This window comes from Streptomyces sp. DF42 (genome assembly GCF_058267695.1).
On sequence record NZ_CM177859.1, the window covers coordinates 3376473 to 3401324 of the forward strand.

At 71.7% G+C, this 24852-nt stretch carries 22 protein-coding genes and 1 pseudogene; 12 read left to right on the forward strand and 11 right to left on the reverse strand.

Features of this window, described 5'->3' with window-relative positions; genetic code table 11:
• Nucleotides 1-106 precede the first annotated feature (106 nt).
• The 4 genes from ACYUED_RS15315 to ACYUED_RS15330 all read right to left on the reverse strand — a co-directional run bounded on the left by ACYUED_RS15315 (nucleotide 107) and on the right by ACYUED_RS15330 (nucleotide 2999).
• Nucleotides 107-688: a vitamin K epoxide reductase family protein gene (locus ACYUED_RS15315; RefSeq protein WP_491292839.1), complete on the reverse strand. Its 582-nt coding sequence runs from the start codon at nucleotides 686-688 to the stop codon at nucleotides 107-109.
• Nucleotides 688-1188, reverse strand: a complete 501-nt coding sequence (locus ACYUED_RS15320; RefSeq protein ID WP_491292840.1) for a DUF5949 family protein — start codon at nucleotides 1186-1188, stop codon at nucleotides 688-690. Before ACYUED_RS15320 ends, ACYUED_RS15315 begins: the two co-directional genes overlap by 1 nt.
• A gap of 178 nt (nucleotides 1189-1366) precedes the next feature.
• Nucleotides 1367-2047: a hypothetical protein gene (locus ACYUED_RS15325; RefSeq protein WP_491292841.1), complete on the reverse strand. Its 681-nt coding sequence runs from the start codon at nucleotides 2045-2047 to the stop codon at nucleotides 1367-1369.
• Nucleotides 2048-2243: 196 nt separating this feature from the next.
• On the reverse strand, nucleotides 2244-2999 hold the full coding sequence (locus ACYUED_RS15330; protein ID WP_491292842.1) for a glycoside hydrolase family 16 protein: 756 nt from the start codon (nucleotides 2997-2999) through the stop codon (nucleotides 2244-2246).
• Between the two features lie 277 nt (nucleotides 3000-3276).
• Here ACYUED_RS15330 and ACYUED_RS15335 point away from each other — a divergent pair, with 277 nt between their 5' ends.
• The 4 genes from ACYUED_RS15335 (at nucleotide 3277) to ACYUED_RS15350 (ending at nucleotide 5144) form a co-directional block, all read left to right on the forward strand.
• Nucleotides 3277-3669 (forward strand): RNA-binding protein, encoded by a 393-nt coding sequence (locus ACYUED_RS15335; protein WP_491292843.1) that lies wholly within the window; start codon nucleotides 3277-3279, stop codon nucleotides 3667-3669.
• A gap of 391 nt (nucleotides 3670-4060) precedes the next feature.
• The gene (locus tag ACYUED_RS15340; RefSeq protein ID WP_491292844.1) at nucleotides 4061-4381 is read left to right on the forward strand and encodes a hypothetical protein; all 321 of its coding nucleotides are present in this window, start codon (nucleotides 4061-4063) and stop codon (nucleotides 4379-4381) included.
• A gap of 64 nt (nucleotides 4382-4445) precedes the next feature.
• The gene (locus tag ACYUED_RS15345) at nucleotides 4446-4763 is read left to right on the forward strand and encodes a hypothetical protein (RefSeq protein WP_491292845.1); all 318 of its coding nucleotides are present in this window, start codon (nucleotides 4446-4448) and stop codon (nucleotides 4761-4763) included.
• Between the two features lie 60 nt (nucleotides 4764-4823).
• Nucleotides 4824-5144: a hypothetical protein gene (locus ACYUED_RS15350; RefSeq protein ID WP_491292846.1), complete on the forward strand. Its 321-nt coding sequence runs from the start codon at nucleotides 4824-4826 to the stop codon at nucleotides 5142-5144.
• A 498-nt stretch (nucleotides 5145-5642) separates the two neighbouring features.
• Here ACYUED_RS15350 and ACYUED_RS15355 read toward each other — a convergent pair whose 3' ends face one another.
• Nucleotides 5643-5975, reverse strand: coding sequence for a hypothetical protein (locus ACYUED_RS15355; RefSeq protein WP_491292847.1), 333 nt, complete (start codon nucleotides 5973-5975; stop codon nucleotides 5643-5645).
• Between the two features lie 359 nt (nucleotides 5976-6334).
• Here ACYUED_RS15355 and ACYUED_RS15360 point away from each other — a divergent pair, with 359 nt between their 5' ends.
• From ACYUED_RS15360 to ACYUED_RS15395, 8 genes are read left to right on the forward strand one after another with little or no spacing between them, the layout of a single operon-like run.
• Nucleotides 6335-7465: a glycosyltransferase family 4 protein gene (locus ACYUED_RS15360; protein ID WP_491292848.1), complete on the forward strand. Its 1131-nt coding sequence runs from the start codon at nucleotides 6335-6337 to the stop codon at nucleotides 7463-7465.
• Nucleotides 7466-7485: 20 nt separating this feature from the next.
• Nucleotides 7486-8949, forward strand: coding sequence for an exopolysaccharide biosynthesis polyprenyl glycosylphosphotransferase (locus ACYUED_RS15365; protein WP_491292849.1), 1464 nt, complete (start codon nucleotides 7486-7488; stop codon nucleotides 8947-8949).
• Between the two features lie 6 nt (nucleotides 8950-8955).
• Nucleotides 8956-10293: an O-antigen ligase family protein gene (locus ACYUED_RS15370; protein WP_491292850.1), complete on the forward strand. Its 1338-nt coding sequence runs from the start codon at nucleotides 8956-8958 to the stop codon at nucleotides 10291-10293.
• Complete coding sequence (gene murJ / locus ACYUED_RS15375) at nucleotides 10290-11975, forward strand: murein biosynthesis integral membrane protein MurJ (RefSeq protein WP_491292851.1); 1686 nt, start codon at nucleotides 10290-10292, stop codon at nucleotides 11973-11975. Before ACYUED_RS15370 ends, murJ begins: the two co-directional genes overlap by 4 nt.
• Nucleotides 11965-12756 (forward strand): polysaccharide deacetylase family protein, encoded by a 792-nt coding sequence (locus tag ACYUED_RS15380; RefSeq protein WP_491292852.1) that lies wholly within the window; start codon nucleotides 11965-11967, stop codon nucleotides 12754-12756. The genes murJ and ACYUED_RS15380 overlap by 11 nt, the downstream gene beginning before the upstream one ends.
• On the forward strand, nucleotides 12753-13895 hold the full coding sequence (locus ACYUED_RS15385; protein ID WP_491292853.1) for a glycosyltransferase: 1143 nt from the start codon (nucleotides 12753-12755) through the stop codon (nucleotides 13893-13895). Before ACYUED_RS15380 ends, ACYUED_RS15385 begins: the two co-directional genes overlap by 4 nt.
• Complete coding sequence (locus ACYUED_RS15390) at nucleotides 13892-14566, forward strand: YveK family protein (protein WP_491292854.1); 675 nt, start codon at nucleotides 13892-13894, stop codon at nucleotides 14564-14566. Before ACYUED_RS15385 ends, ACYUED_RS15390 begins: the two co-directional genes overlap by 4 nt.
• On the forward strand, nucleotides 14563-15672 hold the full coding sequence (locus tag ACYUED_RS15395; RefSeq protein WP_491292856.1) for a GNAT family N-acetyltransferase: 1110 nt from the start codon (nucleotides 14563-14565) through the stop codon (nucleotides 15670-15672). The genes ACYUED_RS15390 and ACYUED_RS15395 overlap by 4 nt, the downstream gene beginning before the upstream one ends.
• 16 nt (nucleotides 15673-15688) lie before the next feature.
• Here ACYUED_RS15395 and ACYUED_RS15400 read toward each other — a convergent pair whose 3' ends face one another.
• From ACYUED_RS15400 to ACYUED_RS15425, 6 genes and pseudogenes are all read right to left on the reverse strand, one after another.
• A complete protein-coding gene (locus tag ACYUED_RS15400) occupies nucleotides 15689-16972 on the reverse strand; it encodes a glycoside hydrolase family 26 protein (RefSeq protein ID WP_491292857.1) in 1284 nt (427 codons plus the stop codon).
• Between the two features lie 262 nt (nucleotides 16973-17234).
• Nucleotides 17235-17450, reverse strand: a pseudogene (locus ACYUED_RS15405) (long-chain fatty acid--CoA ligase); the annotation flags it as partial.
• 99 nt (nucleotides 17451-17549) lie between these two features.
• Nucleotides 17550-19112: a vWA domain-containing protein gene (locus tag ACYUED_RS15410; RefSeq protein WP_491292858.1), complete on the reverse strand. Its 1563-nt coding sequence runs from the start codon at nucleotides 19110-19112 to the stop codon at nucleotides 17550-17552.
• A gap of 147 nt (nucleotides 19113-19259) precedes the next feature.
• Nucleotides 19260-20132: an ABC transporter permease gene (locus tag ACYUED_RS15415; RefSeq protein WP_491292859.1), complete on the reverse strand. Its 873-nt coding sequence runs from the start codon at nucleotides 20130-20132 to the stop codon at nucleotides 19260-19262.
• On the reverse strand, nucleotides 20129-22969 hold the full coding sequence (locus tag ACYUED_RS15420) for a CocE/NonD family hydrolase (RefSeq protein ID WP_491292860.1): 2841 nt from the start codon (nucleotides 22967-22969) through the stop codon (nucleotides 20129-20131). Before ACYUED_RS15420 ends, ACYUED_RS15415 begins: the two co-directional genes overlap by 4 nt.
• Before the next feature lie 301 nt (nucleotides 22970-23270).
• The gene (locus tag ACYUED_RS15425) at nucleotides 23271-24671 is read right to left on the reverse strand and encodes an APC family permease (RefSeq protein ID WP_491292861.1); all 1401 of its coding nucleotides are present in this window, start codon (nucleotides 24669-24671) and stop codon (nucleotides 23271-23273) included.
• Nucleotides 24672-24852 lie beyond the last annotated feature (181 nt).

A 24852-nucleotide genomic window follows, 5' to 3' on the forward strand; every position in this document is an offset into this window, starting at 1 on the left:
GACCGCAGCGTCAACCACCGGTCGCGCCGTACGGTCACGACCGATTCGGCCATACGGACCTGTGTTCCCACTCGGGAGAGTCAGCCGGGGAGAGCCGGCCCGGGAGTCAGTGGGTCCAGAAGTCCCACCAACGCGTCAGGACCAGCATGCCCACGACGCCGATGTGCAGCAGCGGCAGCACCCAGGTGAACTCCGCGAAGAAGGACTTCACCGGGCCCGGCACGGGCAGGAAGCCGCCCCGTACGTTGAAGGAGGTGACGTACCAGAACAGCAGGATCGTCGCGACCCAGGCCAGACAGCACCACAGGCACAGCGCGTTGATCCGGTACAGCGACTCGTACTGCAGCCAGGACACGAACCCGATCCCGAACAGACAGCCCGCCTCGAAGACGAGCCAGTACCAGCCGGGGAACGCCGCCCCGGCCAGCACGCTCATCCCGACGCAGACCACGACGCCGTAGGCCACCAGGCCCAGCATCGGGTTGGGGAAGCCGAAGACCGAGGCCTGGGCGCTCTTCATCACGCTGCCGCAGGACACCACCGGGTTCAGGCTGCATCCCGGGACGAAGCCGGGGTCCTTGAGCAGCTTGAACTCGTCGATGGTGATGACCCAGGAGGCCAGCAGCCCGGCCGCGCCCGTGACCACCAGCAGCAGGGCGAACGCGGGGCCGCCCCCGGCCCGGCGCATCAGCCGCGCGGGCGCTGAGCCGGCAGGACGACGTGCGCGGCGGCACTCAGGGTCTGTTCGGCGCCGACGAAGGCGGCCAGCGCGGCCGGCTCGATCGGTTGCCCCGGCCTGCCCTCGGGCCACGGACGGGTGGTGAACACCAGGTAGGCGTAGCCGCGTTCGTCGACCGCCGTCAGCCAGGCCGGCGGCGCGGTGCACTGGGCCCCCAGCTGCGGCATGCCGACGACAGCCTGATCCGCCTCGACGCGCAGGGTGAGAGCCAGGTCGGCCCCGGTGGTGCCGTCGACGAGATCCGCGCCGACCGTCAGCCCGTTGCCCGCCAGCAGGGCCTCGACCGCGGCGGACGTCATCTCCGGGCCGCCCTCGGCATCCCCGAGGGAATAGGCCAGCAGATAGGGCATGTCGGTGCCGTCGGGTGCCGCGCCGCTCCAGGGCAGCACGACGAGCGTGCCGAGCTCGGCGACGCGGAAGGGGCTCGTTTCGCTTGAGGTCGAGGTCACGCCCCGCTCAACGAGCCCCGACCGGGGCGGAAACTCCGCGTCCGGAAGACATATGAGATCCACGAAGGGCCCCGGACCTGAAAACTCCGTCGTCGGACCGGTCATGACGGCCGGTCCGACGGCGGAGTGCACGGTCCACGTCAGATCGTCACAAGGTCACCGCGGACTCACCCAAGGCTCACCCCACCGGCAACGGCAGCGGCAGGGTGGGCAGCGCGGGCAGGCCCGGCAGGTTGGCCGCGGGCAGTCCGCTGCCGAGCAGCGTCGCGGCGAGGAAGTTGACCAGGGCGGTCAGCACGCCGGTGACCGCGGGGACGACCTGGCCCACGTCGCCGGAGGTCACGGCCGCGAGCAGGGCGTCGACCGCCTTCTGCAGGGCGGCGAGCGCATCGGCCTTGAGGTCCTTGGGCGCAGGCGTCCTGCTGTCAGCCTGCTTCGCCGGCGAGGGCAGCTTGATCGGCGCGGCCGGCGAGACCACCGTGGAGCCCGACGACGCACCCGGCTCGGTCACGGCACCGGGGGTGAGCGCGGGCGTGGTCGGGGCCGCCGCGGTGATGTTGGCGATGGCGTTTTTCACGGCGGTGACGAGCGTCTGCGCCTCGGCGGCCGAGAGTTGGCCGTTGTCTGCCTTGAGCACGGCGTTGAGCAGGGCGGTGACCGGAGCAAGTACGCCGCCCAGATCGCCGAGGCTCTTGACCTGGGCGAGCAGCGCGTCCGCGCCGGGGACGGGTGCGCGGGACGCAGCGTGGGTGCGGTCTCGGGCCGAGTCGGCCGCGACGGCAGCCGGCCCGGTGATGCCGACGAGAAGGGCGGCGCAGAGAGCGGTGGACGCGATACGCCGTGCGGACAGACCACGCATGGGTGTTCCTTTCGATATGCGTCGGATCTTGAGCCCACCGTGAAATCGCCTGTCGCCGTCTGCAACCGCTCGCGCCCTCCCCGTCACCACCCGTTTCCCGGGCGGGTGCCATCGTGCCTGGTGAGGTGCCTGTCCTGACGCCCCGTCGGTGCTGGACGGTCACCCCGTTAGGGGGAACAGCCGTTGGGCCGACCGCTCAGCGGTAGACGCGGAGGTGGTGGGCGGCGAAGGTGACCGGCCCGTGGCCGGACGGGGCCGGGTGGTACTCGCCCGCGCACAGTGACAGGTTCAGGATCAGGTACGCCGACCAGTCGGCACCCACGCCGGTGCCGTCGCGGTAGACCCGCTCGCCGTCGACGTACCAGTCGACGGAGTCCTCGCCGCAGGAACTGCCGATGGTCACCCACCCGTCCGGGACGATCGCGTCGGCATCGGTGTGGTAAGTGCAGGCGTCGTTGACGTGGTTGGACAGCTCCAGCAGGTTCGGGTTGTCCGGGTGGTACTCGAAGGTGTCGATCTCGTTCCCGCCGTCCTTCCAGGTCCACAGCGCCGGCCAGGCACCGGGACGGGAGGGCAGTTTGACGCGGGCCTCGATGTAGTCGCCGGTCCTGACCTGGAAGCCCTCGGCGGAGTACTCGGTGGTGAGCAGCCCGGTGCGCCAGGCCTGTCGGCCGCCCCGCAGGATGTGGCCGGCCGGGGTGGCGGTGAAGGTGGCCACGCCGCCGGAGACGGTCACACAGCCCGGGTCGAGCCAGTCGAGCTTGTTGTCGTCCGGGTTGTGGTTGCCGTAACGGTAGGCGCTGGTTCTGTCGCCGACCCATTTGGCGCCCCAGGCGATCGGGGCGTTGAACTCCTCCGACCAGACGAGTGATTTGCCGGGGGCCGATCGGGTGGCACCGATGGCGAGGGCGGCGGATGCGGTCGGCGTGAACTTGGGGCTGTCGGCGGTCATGGCGGCGAGGGTAGGGCCGCACCGCAACCGACCCGGCCGAAGTACCGGCCGCCCGCCGGAATTCTCTTTCAGACAACCCACTTGGTCGAATCCGGGTGCACCATACGATCAATTGATTCACCGACCATGTGAACCCCTCCGAGACCTCCGCACACAAAGCATTGTTTCACCCCTCCTAATTTCACACGTATGGCGTAACGCATCGCATTTGCATAGGGCATCGACTGCTATGTTCTCCAGCCGTCGGATCAGAGTTAACTTTCAACCGAGGTGATTCATGAAGAAGGCAGTTTTCACCACTGCGGCGTTGGCCATCGGCGCGAGTCTGGTAGGTGGCGCCGCCGCCGCCGCGTCGGCCGCGCCGGCGCCGGCACCGGCGCCCGCATCAGGTCTGCTCGGTGTCATGTCCCCGACCAAGGTGACCCCGGCGGTCGTGCCCGCGGCCGACGTCGTCACGCACCTGGCCCGCGACGGCAAGATCGCGAACGGCAGCGCGTTCGACCAGAAGCGCCCGGAGGGCGGCTCTGGCGTATACCTGGACGGCATGGACCCCAACTCCGCCAAGAAGCCCACGATCCCGGTGAAGAACCCGGCCGGCCGGGGTGACGTTCAGGTCCACCCGCTGCAGGCGCCGACCGCCGTCGGCCTCGGCAGCCTGCTGGGCAAGTGACACAACGGAAGCCGTAGGAGTCGGCCGTACCGACCCGCACCCGGTCTCGGCGCACCGAACACCGCGGAGACCCACAAAGCATCTCTCCGGCCCACCGGCCCTCTCCCTTCCGGTGGGCCGGACACGCGTCGACCCCGGTTCCGTGCGGGCCGGTGCGGGTCGGCACGGCGGAATTTTCTCCGAGTTGCGGGCGGCCGCCGCCTTTCGGATTGTCGTTCATATGAGCCACAAGGATTCCACGCCCATTACAGATCGGCCTGCCGGGGCGCATCACATTGCGCCATCCGATGGAATAATCCCTGTTTAGCCCCTCTTCCCGTGACTTATGCGCGCATATCAAGGTTTCCTGGTATGCAAGCGTGCGCAACCGTGAATTGAGGAAGGAACTGAGTTGCCCAGGAAGTTCGCGGTCATCACTGCCCTCACCCTCGGCGCTGTGGTCAGCAGTGTCGGCATTGCCTCGGCGAGTGACAACAACACCCAAATCAAGGGTGGCGGCGGCTTCTCGTCGTCCCCGGTCGTGGTGAACGCCCCGCAGCAGGGCGTTCTCATCGTCAACGGCACGGTCGTCGACGGCCGGTGCATCGCACCGTGGTCCAACGGAGCAGTCCTCGCCGGCGTCCTCGCGCCGAACTCGCACTACTCCGCGTGCAACACCGACGACGTCGACCAGTCGCAGAACGCCGGTTACAAGGGCGGCCTGCTCTTCTGACCCCTTGCCCCGAGTAGCTCGGAGCAGGTGCACCACCCCATTACAGCCCCGAAAGGCGCAACTCATGCGTAACAAGGTTACGGCCATCTCCGCCCTCGCCGCGGGCATCGTTCTCGCGGCGGCCGGCAGCGCCGCTGCCGACAACTGCACCACCGTCAAGGGTGGTGACGGCTTCTCGTCGTCCCCGGTCGTCGTGAACGCCCCCCAGCAGGGTGTCGCTGTCGTCAACGGCACGGTCGCCGACCTCCGTTGCGTCGCGCCGTGGTCCAACGGTGCCGTCCTCGGCGGTGTTCTCGCCACGAACTCGCACTACGCCGCGTGCAACACCGACAAGGTCGACCAGTCGCAGAACGCCGGCTACAAGGGCGGCCTGCTCCTCTGACCTGCTCCGAGCAATTCGGAGCACGGAAATCCCCAACCGCCCCACCGAAAGGCGCATCACATGCGTAACAAGGTTACGGCCATTTCCGCCATCGCCGCGGGCATCGTTCTCGCGGCCGGCGGCGCCGCCGCGGCCGACGACAACAACACCACCGTCAATGGCGGTGGCGGCTTCTCGTCGTCCCCGGTCGTCGTCAACGCCCCCCAGCAGGGTGTCGCTGTCGTCAACGGCACGGTCGTCGACGGTCGTTGCATCGCCCCGTGGTCCAACGGTGCCGTTCTGGGTGTCATCCTCGCCCCGAACTCGCACTACGCCGCGTGCAACACCGACAAGGTCGACCAGTCGCAGAACGCCCCGACCGCGGGTGGCCTGCTCTTCTGAGCGGTACTTTCACCTGATGGCGGTCCGCCGGAACTCCGGCGGGCCGCCATCGGCTTTTCCACGCCTTCGCTTCCACAGCCATCGCTTTCACATCCTCAGCGTTCGCGGTCTTCACTTCTGCGGCCTTCACAGAGGGGCGCGGCGATGAGGCCGTAAAAAGCCTCCGGGCCCGTCTGCGTCCCATGCAGACGGGCCCCGAGGTGAGGAGATGACCGACGAAAGCCGGCAGGAACACCGCCGGTCGAGCAGAGCGCGCCAACAAGGAGGGAAAGGCGCTCCGCCGCCTACGGCATTCCTGCCGGCGCGCCGTAATGCGAGCGACGCCGGGCTGTTCCAATGGGACCAACGGCATCGTGCCGCCGACGGTCACCCTGAATCGTTCGTTTGGCCCAGCGCACGTGGATTGCGCTCCCCCTGCAGTGGATTTCGCTCCCCCTGCATATGACGAAGGGCCGGCTCCCAGGAATGCGGAGCCGACCCGAATCGTCGAGCCATTGCCTACTTGCCGACGGGGAGGCCGCCGAGGAGCCGGCCGTCGACGGAACCCGGCAGCGCGGACTTCGGCAGGGCGCCGCCGACGAGCGGGGTCTTCACGACTCCCGTGTTCTTCACGCCGCCCTTCACGCTGTTGTTCACACTCTGCGCCACCTGCTCGACGTTGTTGCCCACGTAGCCCGCCGACGCCTTGGCTGCCGTGGGGACACCGCCCGCGACCGTCTTTCCGCTGTCCACAAGGCCCTGCGCCGGCATGTCCACCGCGACGGCGGGCACGGCGACGCCGGCGATGGCAAGGGAACCAGCGACGACGACGGCAGCCTTCAGAGTCTTCATCGTGTGCCTTTCTTTTGTAAGCCTGACTTCTCCCGGCCTAACGAGAGGGCGACCTCCTGGAAACCCTGTTGCTGCCAGTTCAGGGAACTCATACGAAAGGACCCTGGTCGGCCAATGCTCCAAACGGGTGACTCAAGGTGACAAATAGCCCATGGAAACGCCACCATTCCGACACAGTTCACCGGTCCGCAGATAAATACGGCGGAGCAGCTAGAGTGGCTCACCTCGTGATTCCAGCGATGCCGCTTGAACAACGGACCTCACGCTCTCGAACGAGTGCGGGATCTTATATCAAGAACACGAGCCGCACGTCCTGGCCCCCGGCTCGGACTCTTTTGTTCGGAAGGGCAGCGTCGCTCATGCGTAATTCCCCATGCGTGCCGCACATTCTGCATGTCACCCAGCCCGTCGAGGGCGGTGTCGCGCGGGTCGTGACGGACCTGGTGGCGGCCCAACTCGCCGCGGGATTGCGGGTCACCGTCGCCTGTCCGCAGGACGGCATGCTGTCGGACGCGCTGCGCGCGCAGGGCTGCACGGTGCTGCGCTGGGACGCGACCCGCTCGCCGGGGCGTCGACTTCCCCGCGAGGTACGGCAGTTGGCACGGATCGTGAGCGACGTAGAGCCGCACCTGGTGCACGCGCACAGTGCGAAGGCGGGACTCGTGGCCCGGCTCGCGGTACGCGGCCGTATCCCCACCGTCTTCCAGCCGCACGCCTGGTCGTTCGAGGCCGCGGACGGTGTCGTCGCGCGCCTGGCACTGGGCTGGGAACGGTTAGGGGCCCGGTGGGCGACGCGCATCGTGTGCGTGAGCGAGGCGGAGCGGCGCACCGGGGAGCGCTGCGGAATCAGTGCCCGGTGGCGGGTCGTCCCCAACGGCGTCGACACGCTCAGGTTCCGGCCGGAGGGCCCGGAGGAGGACCACGGGTCCGGCTCGGGCCCCCTCGTCGTGTGCGTGGGCAGGCTGTGCCGCCAGAAGGGGCAGGACGTGCTCCTCAGGGCCTGGCCCGCGGTGGAACGGCAGGTGCCCGGCGCACGGTTGGCGCTGGTCGGCGACGGACCGGACGCGGACCGGCTGCGCTCGGGTGCACCCGATTCGGTGCAGTTCACCGGCGCCGCGCCCGACGCCGCGCCCTGGTACAGGGCCGCCGACGTCATGGTCCTGCCCTCCCGCTGGGAAGGCATGGCGCTCGCTCCGCTGGAGGCCATGGCATGCGCCCGGCCGGTCGTCGTCACCGACGTGGACGGGGCGCGCGAGAGCCTGCCGCCGGAGCATCCGCCGCACTGCCTGGTGCCGCCGGAGGACTCCGACGCGCTGGCCCGGGCGCTGTCGGCGCTGTTGCGGGACGAGCAGCTGCGCGCGGCGCTGGGCGCACAGGGCCGTAGGCATGTGCTCGCCGCTCACGATCTGCGGCACGCGGCGGACGCCGTGATCGACGTCTACCGCGAATTGCTCGGCGTCGTTGTCGCGCCGGTCGTCGTACCCAACTAGAGCAGGAAGTGCATCACCAGATGACTGCGGAAAGTACCGTTCCCCCTCCTGCGGGGCAGCAGCCGCGGGCGGCAGGGCGCGCTGTCTCCGTTCTCGCCCCTCGCCGCCCCGCAGCCGGACGCCGACTGCCCGCCGGACGGAGAGACCGCCGTCCGCGGCGCGCCTCCCGGGTGCTCTTGCCCCTCGTCGACGGCGGCGCCACCGTGCTGGGCGCCCTGGTCGTACCCCGGGCCGTCACATACCCGTTGGTCGTCGTTGTGCTGGCCCTCGGTGTGATGCTGCTGAACCGGCGCGCGGGCCTGTACGACGCCTCCGTCACACGCGGCTCGCTGGACGAACTCCCCGCCGTCTGCGGCCGGATCGCCGTCGGCTGGGCGGCCGTGGCGGCGCTCTCCCCGCTGCGGCCGCTGTCGCTGACCGTGCTGGTCACCGCGTTCGCCGTGCACTGCGCGGCGGGCTGCGCGGGTCGCGCGGCGGTGCACGGACGCCGGGCGCGGCGGCGTCGGCCCACTCCCGCGCTGGTGGTCGGCCCGGTCACGGCGGCCCGGCCGGTCGCGGCCGCGCTACTGCGCCAACCGGGCTGCGGTGTACGGCCGGTGGGCCTGGTCAGTGACTCCCTGGACATGCTCACCGGTTCCGGTGACGGTCACGGGTGCCCGGTGCTCACCACGGATCAGGAGACGCATCGGGCCGTCATCCAGAACGGTGTGGAGACGGTCCTGGTCGTGGGCGCCGCCACCCGGGTGGAGAAGGCCGCGCTGCTGCGGGATCTCGCCGCGTACGGCTGCCTGGTCTGGGAGCTGGACACCGACCCGCCGTCGTACGGCTCCGGCGGGCTGCGTGAAGGAACCGGGCACCTGGCGGGCTACCCGCGCCGACTGCTGTCCCCGGGCGGCGGACGGCAGCGCGTCAACGCGGGCAAGCGGGTGCTCGACATGGTGCTGTCCGGCTCCCTGCTGCTGCTGGCCTGCCCGGTGCTGCTCGTGTGCGCGGTCGTGCTGCGGGTCATGGAAGGGCCCGGAGTGATGTTCCGGCAGGAGCGCATCGGCAAGGACGGGCGGCCGTTCACCCTGCTGAAGTTCCGCACCCACCGGCCCGCCAGCGCGCACGAGGCGGCGACCCGCTGGAGCGTGGCGAACGAGCACGAGATGAGCCGCTTCTGCCAGTTCCTGCGCCGCACCTCGCTGGACGAGCTGCCGCAGCTGTGGAACGTCTGCCGCGGCGACATGAGCCTGGTCGGTCCGCGACCCGAACGGCCCTACTTCGTGGCCGTGTTCAGCCAGACCCATCCGGGCTACCGCGAGCGTCACCGGATGCCGGCCGGGATCACCGGGCTCGCCCAGATCCACGGGCTGCGCGGCGACACCTCCATCGAGGACCGGTGCCGCTTCGACAACGCCTACATCGACAACTGGTCGCTGTGGCAGGACATCTGCATCCTGGTGCGTACGGCGGTGCTGTTCGTGCGCCCGACGGGGAGCTGAGCGCGGGTGAGCTCTCCCTCGGCGGCCTCCGTACCGCTCGTACCGCGGCCGGCGGCGCTGTCGGCCCTGCGCCGGGCGGCTCCCGTGCTGCCCGTCGTGGCGGTGATCGCCCTGCTGGGACTGCCGGGAGCGCCGGACAGCGGTGCCTCGCCCGCCGACCTGGCCTGCGGGCTGGTCGTGCTCTGGGCCGCCGTGACCACCGTACGAGAGGTGCGGCGACCGCTGACGCGGACGGCGGCGGTCGTGCTCGGTCTGCCCGTGGTGGGCATCGCGGTCGCCGCGACCGGGGCGGTGACGCCCGGCGACGGGATCACCGGCCTTGCCCGCTACCTGCAGGTGTTCGTGCTGTTCCCGCTCGCGGTGGTGCTGCTGGTGCGCGACCGGCGCGACGCCCGGCTGGTGCTGTGGTCGCTGGCCGGCCTCGCGCTGTGGCAGGGGGCCGTCGGGGTGCACCAGTTCCTCACCGGAACCGGGGCCTCGTACCAGGGGGCGGACATCCGGGCGGTGGGCACGTTCGGGCCGTCCGACGTGATGGGGATGGCGAGTGTCGTCGCGTGCGGAGTGGTGGCCCTGACCGGTCTCGCCCTCGGGGCGCGTGCGCGGCGCCGTCAGCTCGTGGCGGCCGGCTGTGCGCTGGCGCTGCTCGTGCCGCTGGCGCTGTCCTTCAGCCGGGGTGCCTGGATCGCCACGGCCGTGGCCTGCGGGACGCAGCTGCTGCTGGCCGGGGTACGTCGGGCGGTGACGGTGTTCGCGGCGGCGGTCGCGGTCGCGGTGGTGCTGGTGGGCGGGCTCGGCGTGGGCGCCGCGGCGCTGCAGGAGCGGCTGACCAGCATCACCCAGGTCACCGACACCCCGGACCAGTCGGTCGTAGACCGCTACACGATGTGGGCGGCGGCCACCGACATGTGGCACGAGCATCCGGTGACGGGCGTCGGCCTGAAAGCCTTCCCCGCCTACCGAGACGCCCATGCCTCGCTCGCGCTGTCGTCGGGCAGCGACACCGGAGGAGCGGGCCAGGCCTACCGGCGCCAGCCGCTGCTCTCCCCGCACAACATGTACCTGCTGCTCCTCAGCGAGCAGGGCCTGCTGGGTCTGCTCACGGTGGCGGGCAGCTGGCTGGCGCTGCTGGTCTGCGCGCTGCGCGGGCTGCGGCGGGCGGGACGCGCCCGGGACTGCGCGCTCGCGGCCCTCGGTCTGCTGCTGTGGCAGCTCGTGAACTTCCTCTACGCCGACATCGGCGGACCCTCCACCACGCTGACGGCCGTCTGCTTCGGCCTCGTCGCCTGGTGGTCGCTGGCAGACGGGGCACCGACCGGCCCGGGCGCCGAATCGGGCACGCGGTGAGGCCCGGCCCCGCGAGGACGGCGGGCGCCACTCGCCACGCGACCGGCATCCACCGCGCCCGCCCGGCGAGTGCGGCGCGACCGGCCGGCCGGCCGGCGGGCGGCTCGCCCTCGCGCCGCTTCCTCGCCCGGGCGACGCTGCTCTCCGCCGCGCTGTCCATCGCCGGGGCGGTCCTCGGCCTCGGACGGGACCAGGCGCTCGCGCACCTTTTCGGTGCCGGCGCGGAGACCGACGCGTTCCTGGTGGCCTGGACGGTGCCCGAACTCGCGGCGACCCTGCTGATCGAGGACGGCCTGGCGTTCGTGCTCGTGCCCGCGTTCAGCGCGGCGCTGGCCCGGCGGGCGCTCGGGAAGGGCACTTCCGAGCCGGTGCGCGCCCTGGTCGCCGCCTCGTTGCCCCGGCTGTGCCTCGCCTTCGCCGCCACGGCCGCGGTCCTGGTGGCCGGGGCGCCGCTGCTGGTCTCCGCCCTCGCGCCCGGTCTGTCCGACCCGTCCCTGGCCGTCTCCTGCACACGGCTGACCGCGACCTGCGTACTGAGCTTCGGGCTGGCCGGGTACTGCAGCGCGGCGCTGCGGGCCCACCGCTCCTATCTCGCCCCCGGCGCGATCTACATCGCCTACAACGTCGCGATCATCGCCACGATGTTCGTCCTGGGTGAGCACTGGGGCGTGCGCTCCGCCGCGCTCGGGGTCGCCCTCGGGGGGTGCCTCATGGTCGCCGTACAGGCTCCGTCCCTGGGCCGGCGCATCGCCCGGCGGCCCGGCCGCGACGCCTTCGCCTACGACGGCGACGGCGGCCGTCCCCTCGCGCCCGCCCTCGTCTGCGCGGTCCTGCTGTTCGCCCTGTGCCGGCAGTCGCAGGTCCTCATCGAGCGCTACCTCGCCTCCACGCTGCCCGCCGGCGCCATCTCGCACCTCAACTACGCCCAGAAGATCGCCCAGTTGCCGATGTCGCTGTCCACGATGGTGTGCGTCGTCACCTTCCCGGTGGTGGCGCAGGCCGTCGCCGAGGGTGATACGAGGCGGGCCCGGGACCGGGTCGAGCGGGACGTGGCGCTGATGGCCGGCCTCGTGCTGCTCGGCACCGCGGTGGTCGTCGCCGGAGCGCCGCAGATCGTCGAACTCCTCTTCCAGCGCGGGGCGTTCACGGCGCAGGACACCGCCGCCACCGCCGCCGTGATGCGGGTGTACGCGACCGGGCTGCTCGGGCAGACCCTGGTCGGGGCGCTCGCACGGTCGTACTTCGCGGGCGGCCGTGCCACCTGGTTCCCGCTGGGGTCGATGGGCGTGGGCGCTCTCGCCACCGTCAGCATCGGTGCCCTGGCCGTCGGCCCATGGGGGGCGTGCGGCATCGCCGCCGCCAACGCGGCCGGCATCACCGTCACCGCTCTGCTCCTGCTGCACGGCCTGGGGCCGGGCAGCGTACCCGTGCGCGTGCGCCGGGTGCTCACCGAACTGGCCCGACCGGTGTGCGCGGCCGTGTGCGCCACCGCGGCCGGGCTCCTGTGCGCGGGGCTGTTCGCCTCGCCCGCGGCCTCCGTGGCCGCCTGCTGCACCGGCGTGACCGTCGTCTTCCTGCTGCTGGCCTGGATCCTCGACGCAGCGAACGCCCGGTCCCTCGTGCTTCCCGCCGTGCAGTTCCTCCGTCACTCCGTCACACGAAAGCTGGACCATGGTCGCTGACGTCTCCGCTGCATCGCCTACGGCCGAACCCGTCCCCGGACCGCCCGCGCGAAGACTCGCGGCGCGGGGCCCGGCCGCCTGGGTCGCCATGTACCACTCCGTGTCGGACTGCCCGGACGATCCCTACAACGTCACCGTCACTCCCGCACGGCTCGACCGGCAGTTCGCCTGGATGTCCGCGCGCGGCCTGCGCGGGGTGAGCATGCGGGAGCTGCTCGCGGCCCGCGCCCGCGGCGCGGAGCGCGGCCTGGTGGGGCTCACCTTCGACGACGGGTTCGCCGACTTCGCGAGCACCGCGCTGCCCGTGCTGCACCGCTGGGGATTCACCGCGACCGTGTTCGTGCTGCCCGGGCGCCTCGGCGGCGACAACGGCTGGGAGCCGCAGGGGCCGCGCAAGCCGCTGCTCGACGTGGACGGCATCCGCCGGGTCCTGGCCGCGGGCATGGAGGTCGCCTCGCACGGACTGACCCATGTCGATCTGACCAAGGCCACGGACCAGGAGCTGCACACCGAGGTCGACGACAGCCGGCACCGGCTCGCCGGGATCACCGGCGTCGACATCGAGGGCTTCTGCTACCCGTACGGGTACATCGACGAGCGCGCCGCCGCCGCGGTGCGCTCGGCCGGCTACCGCTACGCCTGCTCCATCTGGCCCGGCCCGGCTGGCTGCGGCGACTTCGCGCTGCCCCGCATCCACGTCGGGCAGAGCGACACCGCGCCCCGCCTTGAGCTGAAGAGACGACTGGCCCGGGTCTACGGCCGCGCTGTGGGGGCCGCGTGAGGGCCCTGCACGTCATCACCGGCCTCGGCGTCGGTGGAGCGGAACAGCAACTGCGCCTGTTGCTGCGTCACCTTCCCGCGCAGTGCGACGTGGTGGCCCTGACCAACCCCGGCCCGGTCGCCGAGGGCCTGGCCGCCGACGGCGTCCGGGTCACCCACCTCGGGATGGGCGGCAACCGCGACCTGGGCGCGCTGCCCCGTCTGACCCGGCTGATCGGCGCCGGCGGCTACGACGTCGTACACACCCATCTGTACCGGGCCTGTCTCTACGGCCGGATCGCGGCGCGGCTCGCGGGCGTGCGGGCGGTCGTGGCCACGGAGCACTCGATCGGTGAGACCCGGCTGGAGGGGCGGCCGCTGACCGCGGGCGTCCGCGCGCTGTACCTGGCCGGCGAGCGCCTCGGCCGTGCCACCGTCGCCGTCTCACCGGCGGTGGCCGAGCGGCTGCGGCACTGGGGGGTGCCCGGGCCGCGTATCCGCGTCATCCCGAACGGCATCGACGCGCACCGTTTCCGTTTCGACGAGGTGGGCCGCAAGGAGGCCCGGAACCACTACGGGCTGCCGGAGGACGCGTACGTCGTCGGAGGGGTGGGCCGCCTCGCCCCGGGCAAGCGCTTCGACCTGCTGCTGCGCGCGCTGTCCCGGCTGCCCGGCGACGTACGGCTGCTGCTGGTCGGCGGCGGGCCCGAGGAGGCGGCGCTGCGGCAGACCGTCCGGGGGCTGGGGATCGCGGACCGGGTGGTGCTGACGGGCGAGCGGCCGTACGTGCCGGAGCCCGGCGACGCCGCCCCCGGCCTGGCCGACCTGCTGTCCGCGATGGACGTGCTCGTCTCACCGTCGGCGGAGGAGGCCTTCGGGCTGGCCGTGGTGGAGGCGCTGGCGGCCGGGCTGCCCGTGCTGTACGCGAGCTGCCCCGCTGTCGACGACCTGCCGCCGGACGCGGCACCCGGCGCCCTGCGCGTCACCGGCGGCGCCGGGGCGTACGTACGGGAGCTGCTGCGGCTGCGGACCGCTGGACCGGGTGAGCGGACCGCCCCGGAAGCCGTGCGCCGCTACGACATCGCGTGCAGCGCCCGGCAGTTGATGGATGTGTACACGGCCGCTCTGAACGGCTCGACCCTGGAAGTGAGTTCTCCATGACCGACACCCCCCCTCGGCGTGACCGGCTGTCAGGCCGTTCGCGCCGACGTGTGAGGCGGCTGCCCTCCTGGTGGCTGCTGCCGGCCGGCGCGCTGCTCGGTGCCGTGGCCGGCGGCGCGTACGGAGTGGTGAAGCCGCCGCAGTACACGGCGACCAGCTCCGTCGTCGCCGTGGCGGCCGGCCGGTCCGACGTCGACTGCGCCGACGCGCTCGGCTTCGCGCAGGCGTACGGGAGGGTCGCCCCGCAGCTCGCGGTGCTCGGGGACGCGCAGGTGACGGCGGGCGTGCCGGTCGCGCGGCTGCGCGAGAGCGTGCAGGTCGCGACCTCGCCGGACGCGCCGATGGTCGCGGTCTCGGCGACCTCGTCGAGCCCTGCCCAGGCCGTCGACATCGCCAACGCCGTGTCCGGCGCGCTGGTCACCCAGGCGGACCATGCCAAGGCCGGCACGGGCATCCGGCTGGAGCGGCTGTCCCGGGCTCTGCGGCCCACCGAGCCGTCGTCCCCGTCGTGGCAGCTGACCTCGCTCGTGGGCGGGAGCGCCGGCGGGCTGCTGGGCGGCCTCGCGCTGCTGGCACGGCCGCGGCGGACGACACAGGACGACGACGGTCCCGGCCAGGCGACCGTACCCGCCCCGACCCACGCCGCGGACGCCCACGGGACGCTCGGATGACCGCGCCCGGCCGCGCCCTGGCGGTGGAGCTGTGCACCGACGAGCGGACCTTCGCCGCGCTGGCCGAGGAGTGGGGACGGCTGCACGCGTCCTGCCCGTCGGCGACACCGTTCCAGACCCATGCCTGGCTGCACTCGTGGTGGCTGTCGTACGGCACGCCCGACGGACTGCGGCTCTTCCTGGTCCGCCGGGGCGGTGAACTGGTGGGCGCCGCACCGCTGATGCGCGTGCGGCGCCCACTGCCCAAGCTGGTGCCCATCGGCGGCGCCATCTCCGACTTCCGTGACGTGCTCCTCGACGCGGAGGTGACCGAGGAGGGCAGCCTGGTCCTGGCGGACGCGCTGTCCGACGCGGCCCGTACCGCTCTGATCGACTTCCGGGACGTCCGGCCGGGCAGCGCCGTGGAACAGATCTACCGGCACTGGCAGGGGCCGCGCTGCCGGCTGCGCGACTCGACCTGCCTGGAGCTGCCCGCGCTGCCCATGACCGAGCTGGTCAAACGGCTGCCGACGGCGCGCGCCCAGCGGGTGCGCAACAAGGTCAACAGGCTGGGCCGGCTCGGTGTCGAGTGGCGTGTCGTGAACCACGACGAGACCGAGACCGCGCTGCGCCGGATGCTCGAACTGCACCAACTGCAGTGGCAGGACAAGAAGGTGACGCCCGAGCACATCCGGCCGCGGTTTCTGGAGCACCTGGTGCGGTCGGTGGGCCCGATGGCCCGCTCCGGGCAGGCCGCGGTGACGGAGTTCCTGTACGAGGACACGGTGGTCGCGGTCAATCTGCTGCTGCTGTCGGGAGGGCTGACCGGCGAGTACCTGTACGGTTTCCACCCGCGGCTGCGGGAGAGCAAGCTGGACGTGGCGACGATGCTGCTGCGCGCGTCCAGCGAGGTCGCGGCCGGTCGTGAGGGCGGCATCCTGAGCCTGCTGCGCGGCGACGAGCCGTACAAGTACCGCTGGTGCCCCGAGACGGTCCACAACCAGCGCTTCCTGCTGGCCGGCCGGCGCACGGTGCCGCTGCTGGCGGCCAGCGCCTGCCACTCCGGGGCCCGGCACGGGGCCAAGAAGGTCCTGCGCAGGAAGGCCGCGGCACAGGATCACGGGTAGCGGTCCAGCGGTCCCCTCAGTGTGCGCAGCCGGCGTGGCGAGTGTCCGCCGGTTGCGCCGCCCCGTTCGCCGCGCCGGCCGGCGTGCACTCGGGCGGCCGGGCGGGCGTGGCCGGCGGCGTCGGTTGCTTCGGCGGCAGTGGCGGCACGGCGGGCGGCGTGGGCGCGGCCGGGATCGGCATCGGGGCCGGGACCGACGGTTCCGGTGTCGGCAGTGGCACGGGGGCGCTGGACAGCACCTCGCGGTACAGGGCCGAGGACCGGGGGTTGGTGGCGCACTGCCATACCCCGTGCGGGCAGTAGTCCGTGATCGTGTTGTACAGCGGCTTGTGCTGCTCCATCCAGGCGAGCATGCGCAGCATGTACGTGGGGTTGTCGCCGTTGCGGAACAGACCCCACTCGGGATACGAGATCGGCTTGCCGTGAGCCTGCGCGAAGTCGACGTGGAACTGCAGTCCGTAGGGCTCGGACACCTCCTCGTCGAACGACATTCCGTGCGGCTGGTCGTAGGAGTCCATGCCGACGATGTCGACGACGTCGTCGCCGGGATAGCACTCCGGCCACGGAATCGCGTCCGCGCCCCTGTTCGGGGCGAAGTCGAACTGGAACTTCTGGCCCGGGACCGAGCGCATGACGGTGACGATGCGCCTCCAGTACTCCTTCCAGTCCTCCGGATCGGGGGCGCAGCGGTGGGTGTACGTGGTGCCGTTCATCTCCCAGCCGAGCACGAGGACCGTGTCCGTCGCGCCCAGGTCGACCAGTCGCTGCGCCAGCACCCGGAAGTGCTCGTCGAACGCGCCTGCCGCGGCGTGTCGCAGGAGCCTTCTGACGGCCGTGTCGGAGATCTCCGCCTCGTTGTGTTCCATCAGGGGCACGTTGAGCACGAACATCCGGTCCTTCTCGGCCCGCCGCCACTCGGCCCACCTGTCGAGGAAGCCGTTACCGCCCTCGATGTTGCTCCACACGTCCCCCGGCAGATACGTGTGCCCGACGCGCAGTTCGGTGCCGTCCAGCCAGCCGCTGAACCTCTTCAGGAGTGCGAGGCCTTCGGGTTCGGAGTCGAGGAAGGCACCGAAGGCGTCCCGCTGTTCGTCCGCTCCCGCGGGAGGGCCGCCGTCCGGGGGCGAGGGGGTGGGGCCCGGTGCGGTCGGCAGCACGAGCGGCGGGTGCGGCGGGTCGGGATGCCGTGCGTCGTCCACCGGGGAGGGGGTCGGCGAGCAGGCGAACAGGGCCGCCGAGAGGAGTCCCGCGGTCACGAGCGCCAGTCGCACGAGGGCGGAACGGCGGCGATGAGGGGCCACTCGTCCTCCTTCACCGCAGCTCCACTAAGTGACATATAGTCATATATCACTTAAATCTATCATTCCGGACAGGCGGCTCGCCGCCGCACAGCGCCTCCATCTCCTTCGAGTACGCCGTCGTCACCGCATGCCGCTTGATTTTCAACGACGGAGTGAGCAGTCCGTTGTCCTCCGTGACTCTTCTTCGAGAGGAGTGAAGGGGCGGATCGACCCGGCCCGGGAGAACGCCCCGTTGGCGTGGTCCACGGCCCGCTGGACGTCGGCGCGCACCCGGGGCTCCCGTACGGCGCAGGACCACGGCGTCGGGAGCCTCGGCCGCGTTGGTGTACGGGAGGTCGGTGGTGCTGCCGGTCGTGAGACGTGGGGCGAGGGGCGCCATGCGGGCCTCACGCACGACGCCGACCTCGTCCCTGATGACTTCGACACTGGCGCGAACGGCCTGGTCGGCACGGCGTTTCGCCCTTCGCGGATCCTTGCGTCACGCCCATGCCGGCTCCCCGGCCGGCTCTGGCCGGGAGGTCGACTTACCCACAGGCAAGGAAAGGCCAATGGGGCCGGCGATGTCGGGACCGGTGTTCTAGTCCCGGCCGCGGTCGGCCTGTTCGATCGCGTCGGCGAGCTGCCGCACGTCCTTGTCCTCGGTCTTCCGCGCCAACTCGTGGGCGCGGTCGCCGAGTTCACCCAGGCCCGGGTCGCCGGGGAGGCGGCGCCAGCGGTGGTCGCCCTGCCGCAGGGAGTCGGCGAAGTAGGCGGCCACGGCGGTGACCTGGAAGCGGGGGCTCGCGCCCCAGAGGGAGTCGTGGAGGGCTCCGGTCTCCAGTTCACCCGACTGCTCGTGCGGGTCGCGGGTGTCGGGGTCGAGCCAGCGGACGGTCGCCGTGGCGAGGTGGCCGTCGGCGCCGGGCTTGGTGCGCACGGCGTACAGGGCGGTGACGGTGTGGCCGGGGCCGATCTCGCCGCCGTCGACGCGGTCGTTGCGGAAGTCGTCGTCGGCGACCCGGCGGTCGTCGTAGCCGACGAGACGGAACTCGGCGACCGTCCCGGGATCGAAGGCGACCTGGGCCTTGGCGTCACGGGCGGTCAGGTCGATGTTCTGCGGGAGCTGGTCGCAGAAGACCTTGCGGGCATCGTCCTCCCGCGACACGTACACGGTGTGGCCGTCGCCCTTGTCGGCGAGGCGCTCCATCAGGGCGTCGCCGTAGTCGCTGCCGACGCCGACGCCGAAGAGGGTGATGCCGTACTCGCGGCGGGCCGTGGAGATGCGGTCGAGGATGGAGTCGGGGTCCGTGTCACCGTCGTTGGCGAGGGCGTCCGAGATGAGGACGACACGGTTGGTGGCGTTCTCGCGGCGGCCCTCGACGGCGGTGGCGTAGCCGGTCTCGACGCCCGCGCCGAGGTTGGTGGAGTAGGTCGGCTCCAGGCTGTCGATCGCGTCGTGGATCCTGCCCCGGTGGCTGCCCAGACGGGTCATCGGCAGGACCGTCTCGGCCTTGTCGCTGAAGGTGACGATGGCGACCGAGTCGTCGTCGCGCAGCCGGTCCGTCATCGTGTCGAGGGACTGCTGGGCGAGGTCGAGACGGCCGGGCTCGGACATCGAGCCGGAGATGTCGATGACGAAGGTGAGGGCGGCGGGCGGGCGTTCGCCGGACTGGTGGGCGGGGCGGGTCGCCAGGCCGACGCGGACCAGCGACCAGTTCTCGCGGTCGGTGCGGGCGCCGTCGACGGTGACCGTGAAGCCGTTGCCGTCGGGGCGGTCGTAGTCCTGGCGGAAGCTGTTGACGAACTCCTCGGGGCGGATGGTCGAGGGGTCGGGGCGCCGACCCTCGGCGAGGGTGCGGCGGGCGTAGCCGTACGAGGCCGTGTCCACGTCGAGGGCGAAGGTGGAGAGGTGGTCGGGGGACGGGGACGGGCTCTCGAACGACTCCTCGCCCTTGTTCTCACCGGCCGTCGGGGCGGCCGGCGCAGGGAAGCCGGTCCTGGCTGAGCCGTCCGAGGCCTTGTTGCTGCTGTCGGAGCCGCCGCCCGCGCCGCAGGCCGTGAGCAGCAGGCCGCTCGCCGCCGTGAGTGCGAGAAGGCCGGCGCGCAGCCGTCGTGTGCGGCGCTGTGATGTGCCCGGCCGTGGTGTTCGGTACCACTCCATCTTCCGTGCCCCCTCGGTGCGTTGACGTCGACGTCTGTGACTGTGACGGCGCGGGGGGCCGGAACGTGCGGCACGGGGTGTTGCGGATGGGTCTCAAGACGGCCACGATCATGGCCGGTCGAGACCGGTGGGTGATCCTCCGTTGACCTAGGACACCACGTCCTTGCGGGCGAAACCGCGGAAGGCCAGGGCAAACAGCACGAGCGCGTACGTTATGGAAATCGCCGTGCCCTGGATCATGCCGGACCATTCGAGGTTCGGCCGGACGGCGTCCGCCCAGGCGAACTGCCAGTGCGCGGGCAGGAAGTCGCGCCAGTGTCCGAGGGCGGTCACGGCGTCCAGGACATTGCCGACGATGGTGAGGCCGACCGCGCCGCCGACCGCGCCCAGGGGCGCGTCGGTCTTCGTCGACAGCCAGAACGCCAGGCCCGCGGTGACCAGTTGGGACACGAAGATGAACGCCACGACCACCAGCAGGCGCTGGGCCGCCGTCCCCGAGTCCAGCGACCCGCCGGTGGGGATCTGCAGCGGGCCCCAGCCGTACGCCGCCGTGCCGACGGCGAGCGCCACCACCGGCAGCAGGATCATCGCGGCCAGGCTCAGCCCCAGTCCGACGACGAGCTTGGACCACAGCAGGCGCGCCCTCGGCACGGGGGCGGCCAGCAGATAGCGCAGGGAGGACCAGCCGGCCTCCGAGGCGACCGTGTCCCCGCAGAACAGGGCGACCGGGATGACGAGCAGGAAGCCCGCGGAGACGAAGAGGTTGACGGCGGCGAAGTTCGCCCCGGAGGCGGTGGCCGTGTCCATCAACGTCACCGTGTTGTTGCGGCCGTCCGGAGTGCCGCCGATCGCGAACGCGATGAGCAGCACGAACGGCAGGGCGGCGAGAATGCCGCCCATGACCAGCGTGCGGCGCCGCTTCAACTGCCGGGCCAGCTCCACCCGCACGGGCAAGGTGCGGCCGGGCCGGTAACCGGAGGCTGCCTGGACGGGCTCGGTGTGCTCGGCCGGCGTGCTCATGCGGAACCTCCGATCAGGGTGAGGAAGGCGTCTTCCAGGCGGCGGTGGGGGCCGAGCGAGGTGACCGGGACTTCGAGGCGCACCAGCTCGACCAGGAGACGGGCGGCCGAGCCCGTAGCAGGGGCTGCGGCCGGTTCCTTGCCGTCGGTCTCGCGGGTGGCCGTCGCGAGGGTGCCCGGTTCGGCGTCGTCACCGGCGAGCGGCGTGGGGAGTGCCGCGGTGTGCCGTTGTCCGTCTGCAGCACCATCGTGGCTGGTCGCACCCCACGGCGGTGCCGCTGATGGATGCGGCCCCGCGTCCCTTTGGGGCGCCAGGCGTACCAGGAGGCCGCCGTCCGTCCGTACCGCCGACTCGACGTCGGGCAGTGCGGCCACCTTCTCGATCAGCGCGTCCGCGATGTCCGCCGCCAGGCCGACGAGCAGGGTGTCGCCGGCGCCGATGATCTCGCCGACCGGGCCCGCCTGGACGAGGCGGCCGCGGTCCATGACGACCAGGTGGGTGCAGGACTGCTCGACCTCTGCCAGGAGGTGGCTGGAGACGATCACCGTGCGGCCGGCCGCCGCGTACCGGATCAGCACCTCGCGCATCTCGCGGATCTGCGGCGGGTCGAGGCCGTTGGTCGGTTCGTCGAGGATGAGCAGGTCCGGGAGGCCGAGCATGGCCTGGGCGATGGCGAGGCGCTGGCGCATGCCCTGGGAGTAGGTGCGCACGGCCCGGGCGAGCGCGTCGCCGAGGCCCGCGATCTCCAAAGCCTCCTCCAGGTGGGCGTCCTCGGGCGGGCGGCCCGTCGCCTGCCAGTACAGCTCCAGGTTCTCGCGGCCCGAGAGGTGCGGGAGGAAGCCGGCACCCTCCACGAACGCGCCGACCCGGGACAGCACCGGGGCGCCGGGGCGGATGGCGTGCCCGAAGACGCGGATCTCGCCGTCGTCCGGCTTGATCAGGCCCATCAGCATGCGCAGGGTGGTGGTCTTGCCCGCGCCGTTCGGCCCGAGGAGGCCCAGGACCTGGCCCTTGGCCACGCGGAAGGACAGCTCCCGTACCGCGTAACGGTCCGTCGACCTGGCGTACCGCTTGCTCAAGTCCGTGATCTGGAGGGGGACTTCGGTGAGCGTCGGGTCCGGTGGCACCGCGGTCGTGCGGCGGCGGCCGCTGAGCAGCAGGGCCAGGGCGATCACCGCTCCGGCCAGCGGGAGCCACCACACCCAGGACGGCAGCGGGGCGGCAGCGGTGGTCACGCCGGGTGCCGTCGGCACCAACAGGTCGCCCTTGAGGAAGACGGTGTACGCCGCCGGGGTGGCCGGGGAGGCGTAGCCCAGGTCGGTGGAGGCGAGGACCAGGCGCAGGCGGTGGCCCTGCTCGATCTCGTGGTCGACGGCCGGCAGCGTGATCGTCACGTCCTTGCCCGCCTTCGCGCCCTCGACGCGGAGGGGGGTCACCAGCTGCGAGGGCAGCACGGGCGTCCCGCCGCCGGGAGAGACGTCGTACACCTTCCCGAACAGCACGGCGTCGTCGCTGGTGGACTTGACGTGGACGGTGGCCGTCGGCGATCCGGTGATCCGCACATGGCCGGACATCGGCGCCGACTCGAACCGCGCGTACTGGCCGGGGAAGTCCAGGGACACCCCGACGCCCAGCGAGGACAGCTGGGCCAGCCCGCCGGAGCCGCCGAGGCCCGGCAGGGCGGAGACGGCGGGCGGGGTGGCGCCGGCCGGGTTGTCGAAGGTCTGCCGCGTGCCCCTCAGCGGCACGGAGCGCTGCCCGCTCTCCAGGCCCGGGTAGGTGTCGTCGCTCGCTCCTCGCAGCAGGGCAGAGCCGGTCGTGGCGTCGACTCCTCCGGTGCGGCTGACGCGGAAGGCCGGGCCCGTGTCCGTGGCCTTCTCGCCCTTGAGGTAGCGGTCGAACCAGGTACGCACGCGTGTCTGGACGCGGCTCGTCTCCATGTCGCCGCCGTCGTGCCCGCCCGCGATCCAGTCGACGTCCACGGGGGCTCCGTTCGCCCGGACGGCCTTCGCCGCCGCGTCCGCCTGGCCGAGCGGGAACAGGGAGTCCGTCTGGCCCTGCAGCAGGAGGGTGGGCACCTTGATGCGGTCGGCGACGGCGGACGGGGAACGGGCGGTCAGCAGCTCACGCGCCTGCGCGTCCGGCCTGCCCGACTCCGCGACCCGCTGGTACATCCGGCACAGCTCGGTCCGGAACTTGTCGCATCCGCCGCCGGAGTTGACGAAGATGCCCGCCCACAGCTTCTTGAAGACGCCGTTCGGGAAGAGGGCGTCCGCCAGGTTCCAGTACGTGATCGCCGGGGCGATGGCGTCCACGCGGTGGTCGTATCCCGCCGCGAGCAGCGAGATCGCGCCGCCGTACGAGGCGCCCGCGACGCCCACGCGCGGGTCGCCGGGCTTGTCGAGCTGGACCTGGGGCTGCTTCGCCAGCCAGTCGATCAGCTGGGAGACGTCGGCGACCTCGCCCTTGGGGTCGTTCAGTCCGATCTTGCCGGTGGACCTGCCGAATCCGCGTGCCGACCAGGTCAGGACCGCGTAGCCGTCCTTGGCCAGGTCCTGCGCCTGCTGCCGTACGTCGTCCTTGCTCCCGCCGAAGCCGTGGGCCAGGAGAACGGCGGGGCGGCGGGCGCCGCTGGAGCCGGACGTGAAGAACGAGGTGTCGATACGGACGCCGTCCACGGCTATGACCCGGTTGCTCCGGTGCACCGCGGGTGCGTCGTCGGAGGCGACGGCCGTCCATGTCCCGGCACCGGCGAGCACGACGACGGCGGCCCCGGCGGCCAGCAGGCGCCGGGGCCTCCGAAGCAGCCCTCGCAGGCGGGGCATTCGAAGATCCATGCCTCAACGGTACGGGGCGTCTCTGACAGTTGGAGCAGCCTCGGGGGTGAGGGGGGCGCCCTCCCGGGGGAGTACCGGGCGATCAGCGTGTACCGCGGTTGTTGTACGGCTACGAGCTCGGTCGCTTTTGTGATCTGCCGGGTGCGGCTGCGTCGTGGCTTGTCGCGCAGTTCCCCGCGCCCCTGGTGCGCCCCTGCGGGGCGATCAAGGGGCGGGTTCGCTGTGGCTGGTCGCGCCCGCGCGGCGGAGCCGCAAATCGACACAGCCCGGCGCCCCTGGAGGCTTTCGCCCCTCCGGGGCTTCAGGCCTGCGCGTCCTCCGGGATCGACACCAGCCACCGCGTGTCCCTGCGGGGGCGGAGGTAGAAGGCCCAGTACAAGGTGGCCGCTGCCGTGATGCCGCCCGTCCAGAGCAGGTAGCTCGTCTCCTGCTGGCTGAGGATGTACGCCAGTACCGCGATCAGCAGGACCGGCATCGTGGGCCACAGGGGCATGCGCCAGGCCGGGGTGTGCTTGTGGGAGCCGCGGCGGGAGAGGAGGGCGGCGATCGCGACGAGGAGGTACATGCCGGTCACCGAGACGCCCGTGACGCCGTACAGGGTGTCGAGGTTCACGAAGCAGAGCACCGCGCCGGGGATGCCGACCGCGAGGGTGGCGACCCAGGGGGAACCGAAGCGGCCGAGCTTGGCGAAGACGTTGCTGACCGGATCGGGCCATGCCTTGTCGCGCGCCGAGGCGAACAGGATGCGGGAGTTCTGGATGACCATCACGATGCCGGCGTTGATGATCGCGAGGGCCACGCAGAGGCTCACGAAGGTGCCGACCGCCGAGTTGGACCAGGCGGTGACCATGGAGCTGATGTCGCCGCCGGTCAGCGTGGAGAGGTCCGAGGCGCCCATGGTGATCGCCACCACCGGGACCAGGATGATCACCGTCGAGATGGCGAGGGTGGCGAGGACCGTGCGGGCGACGTTGCGGCGCGGGTGCTCCAGCTCCTCGGAGAGGTAGACGGCGGTCGAGAAGCCCTGGGTGACGAAGAGGGCGATCGCCAGGCCGGAGACGACCAGCATCGCCGTCACGGTGTCCGTGTGGCCGCCGGTACCGGCCACCTGCATGGACACCAGGCTGCCCGCGCCCCGCTCGCTGTGCGCGAAGCCCAGGACCGCCACCACGGCCGCCGCGATGACCTCCAGGACCAGGAAGATGCCGGTGATCCAGGCGTTGGCGCGCAGGTCGAGCAGGCCGGCCAGGGTGGCGAGCAGCATGACGCCGGCGCCGGCGAGCGACGGGTCGAGATGCACGACCGGTGCCAGGTAGTCCGCCGTGCCCATCGCGATCACCGGCGGCACGATCATCACGACCAGGAGCGAGAGGACGAAGACGAGCCAGCCCGCGAGCCGTCCGGCCAGCGTCGAGACCATCGCGTACTCGCCGCCCGCGCTGGGGATGAGGGTGCCCAGCTCCGAGTAGCAGAACGCCACGGCGATACAGAGCAGGGAGCCGATGGCGATCGTCAGGGCGGTTGCGGTGCCGAGCGAGCCGAACAGGTCCGGGACGACCACGAAGAGCGTGGAGGCGGGGGTCACGCAGGAGAGGGTGAGAAGAGTGCCGCCGACGACCCCGATGGAGCGCTTGAGCTGTGTGGGGCCGGTGTCCGTCGCCTCGGGGACGGCGGTGTCGAGAGGGCGGAGCGTGTCGGTCATGCAGCGGTTCCGATCGACTCGTGCGGATGCCTCCGGCGGCTGTGATGGTGCTGCATGGAACCCCGACGAAAACCATCGCGTCAATGGGTACTTGGCTACGAAATTCGTAGATCAAAGACTGCTGGACGCTTGAATACGGCGTTCTGGTCAGGTTCTTCCGTGCCATTGAGTCGTACGGGAA

Bases quoted from the DNA above. Each gene is read 5' to 3' on its own strand.
- ACYUED_RS15345 (WP_491292845.1), top strand. From the start codon at position 4,446: ATGCGTAACAAGGTTACGGCCATCTCCGCCCTCGCCGCGGGCATCGTT.
- ACYUED_RS15360 (WP_491292848.1), top strand. From the start codon at position 6,335: ATGCGTAATTCCCCATGCGTGCCGCACATTCTGCATGTCACCCAGCCC.
- ACYUED_RS15380 (WP_491292852.1), top strand. From the start codon at position 11,965: ATGGTCGCTGACGTCTCCGCTGCATCGCCTACGGCCGAACCCGTCCCC.
- ACYUED_RS15415 (WP_491292859.1), bottom strand. From the start codon at position 20,132: ATGAGCACGCCGGCCGAGCACACCGAGCCCGTCCAGGCAGCCTCCGGT.
- ACYUED_RS15335 (WP_491292843.1), top strand. From the start codon at position 3,277: ATGAAGAAGGCAGTTTTCACCACTGCGGCGTTGGCCATCGGCGCGAGT.
- ACYUED_RS15390 (WP_491292854.1), top strand. From the start codon at position 13,892: ATGACCGACACCCCCCCTCGGCGTGACCGGCTGTCAGGCCGTTCGCGC.
- ACYUED_RS15365 (WP_491292849.1), top strand. From the start codon at position 7,486: ATGACTGCGGAAAGTACCGTTCCCCCTCCTGCGGGGCAGCAGCCGCGG.
- ACYUED_RS15330 (WP_491292842.1), bottom strand. From the start codon at position 2,999: ATGACCGCCGACAGCCCCAAGTTCACGCCGACCGCATCCGCCGCCCTC.
- ACYUED_RS15420 (WP_491292860.1), bottom strand. From the start codon at position 22,969: ATGGATCTTCGAATGCCCCGCCTGCGAGGGCTGCTTCGGAGGCCCCGG.
- ACYUED_RS15395 (WP_491292856.1), top strand. From the start codon at position 14,563: ATGACCGCGCCCGGCCGCGCCCTGGCGGTGGAGCTGTGCACCGACGAG.
- ACYUED_RS15315 (WP_491292839.1), bottom strand. From the start codon at position 688: ATGCGCCGGGCCGGGGGCGGCCCCGCGTTCGCCCTGCTGCTGGTGGTC.
- ACYUED_RS15355 (WP_491292847.1), bottom strand. From the start codon at position 5,975: ATGAAGACTCTGAAGGCTGCCGTCGTCGTCGCTGGTTCCCTTGCCATC.
- ACYUED_RS15325 (WP_491292841.1), bottom strand. From the start codon at position 2,047: ATGCGTGGTCTGTCCGCACGGCGTATCGCGTCCACCGCTCTCTGCGCC.
- ACYUED_RS15410 (WP_491292858.1), bottom strand. From the start codon at position 19,112: ATGGAGTGGTACCGAACACCACGGCCGGGCACATCACAGCGCCGCACA.
- ACYUED_RS15425 (WP_491292861.1), bottom strand. From the start codon at position 24,671: ATGACCGACACGCTCCGCCCTCTCGACACCGCCGTCCCCGAGGCGACG.
- ACYUED_RS15350 (WP_491292846.1), top strand. From the start codon at position 4,824: ATGCGTAACAAGGTTACGGCCATTTCCGCCATCGCCGCGGGCATCGTT.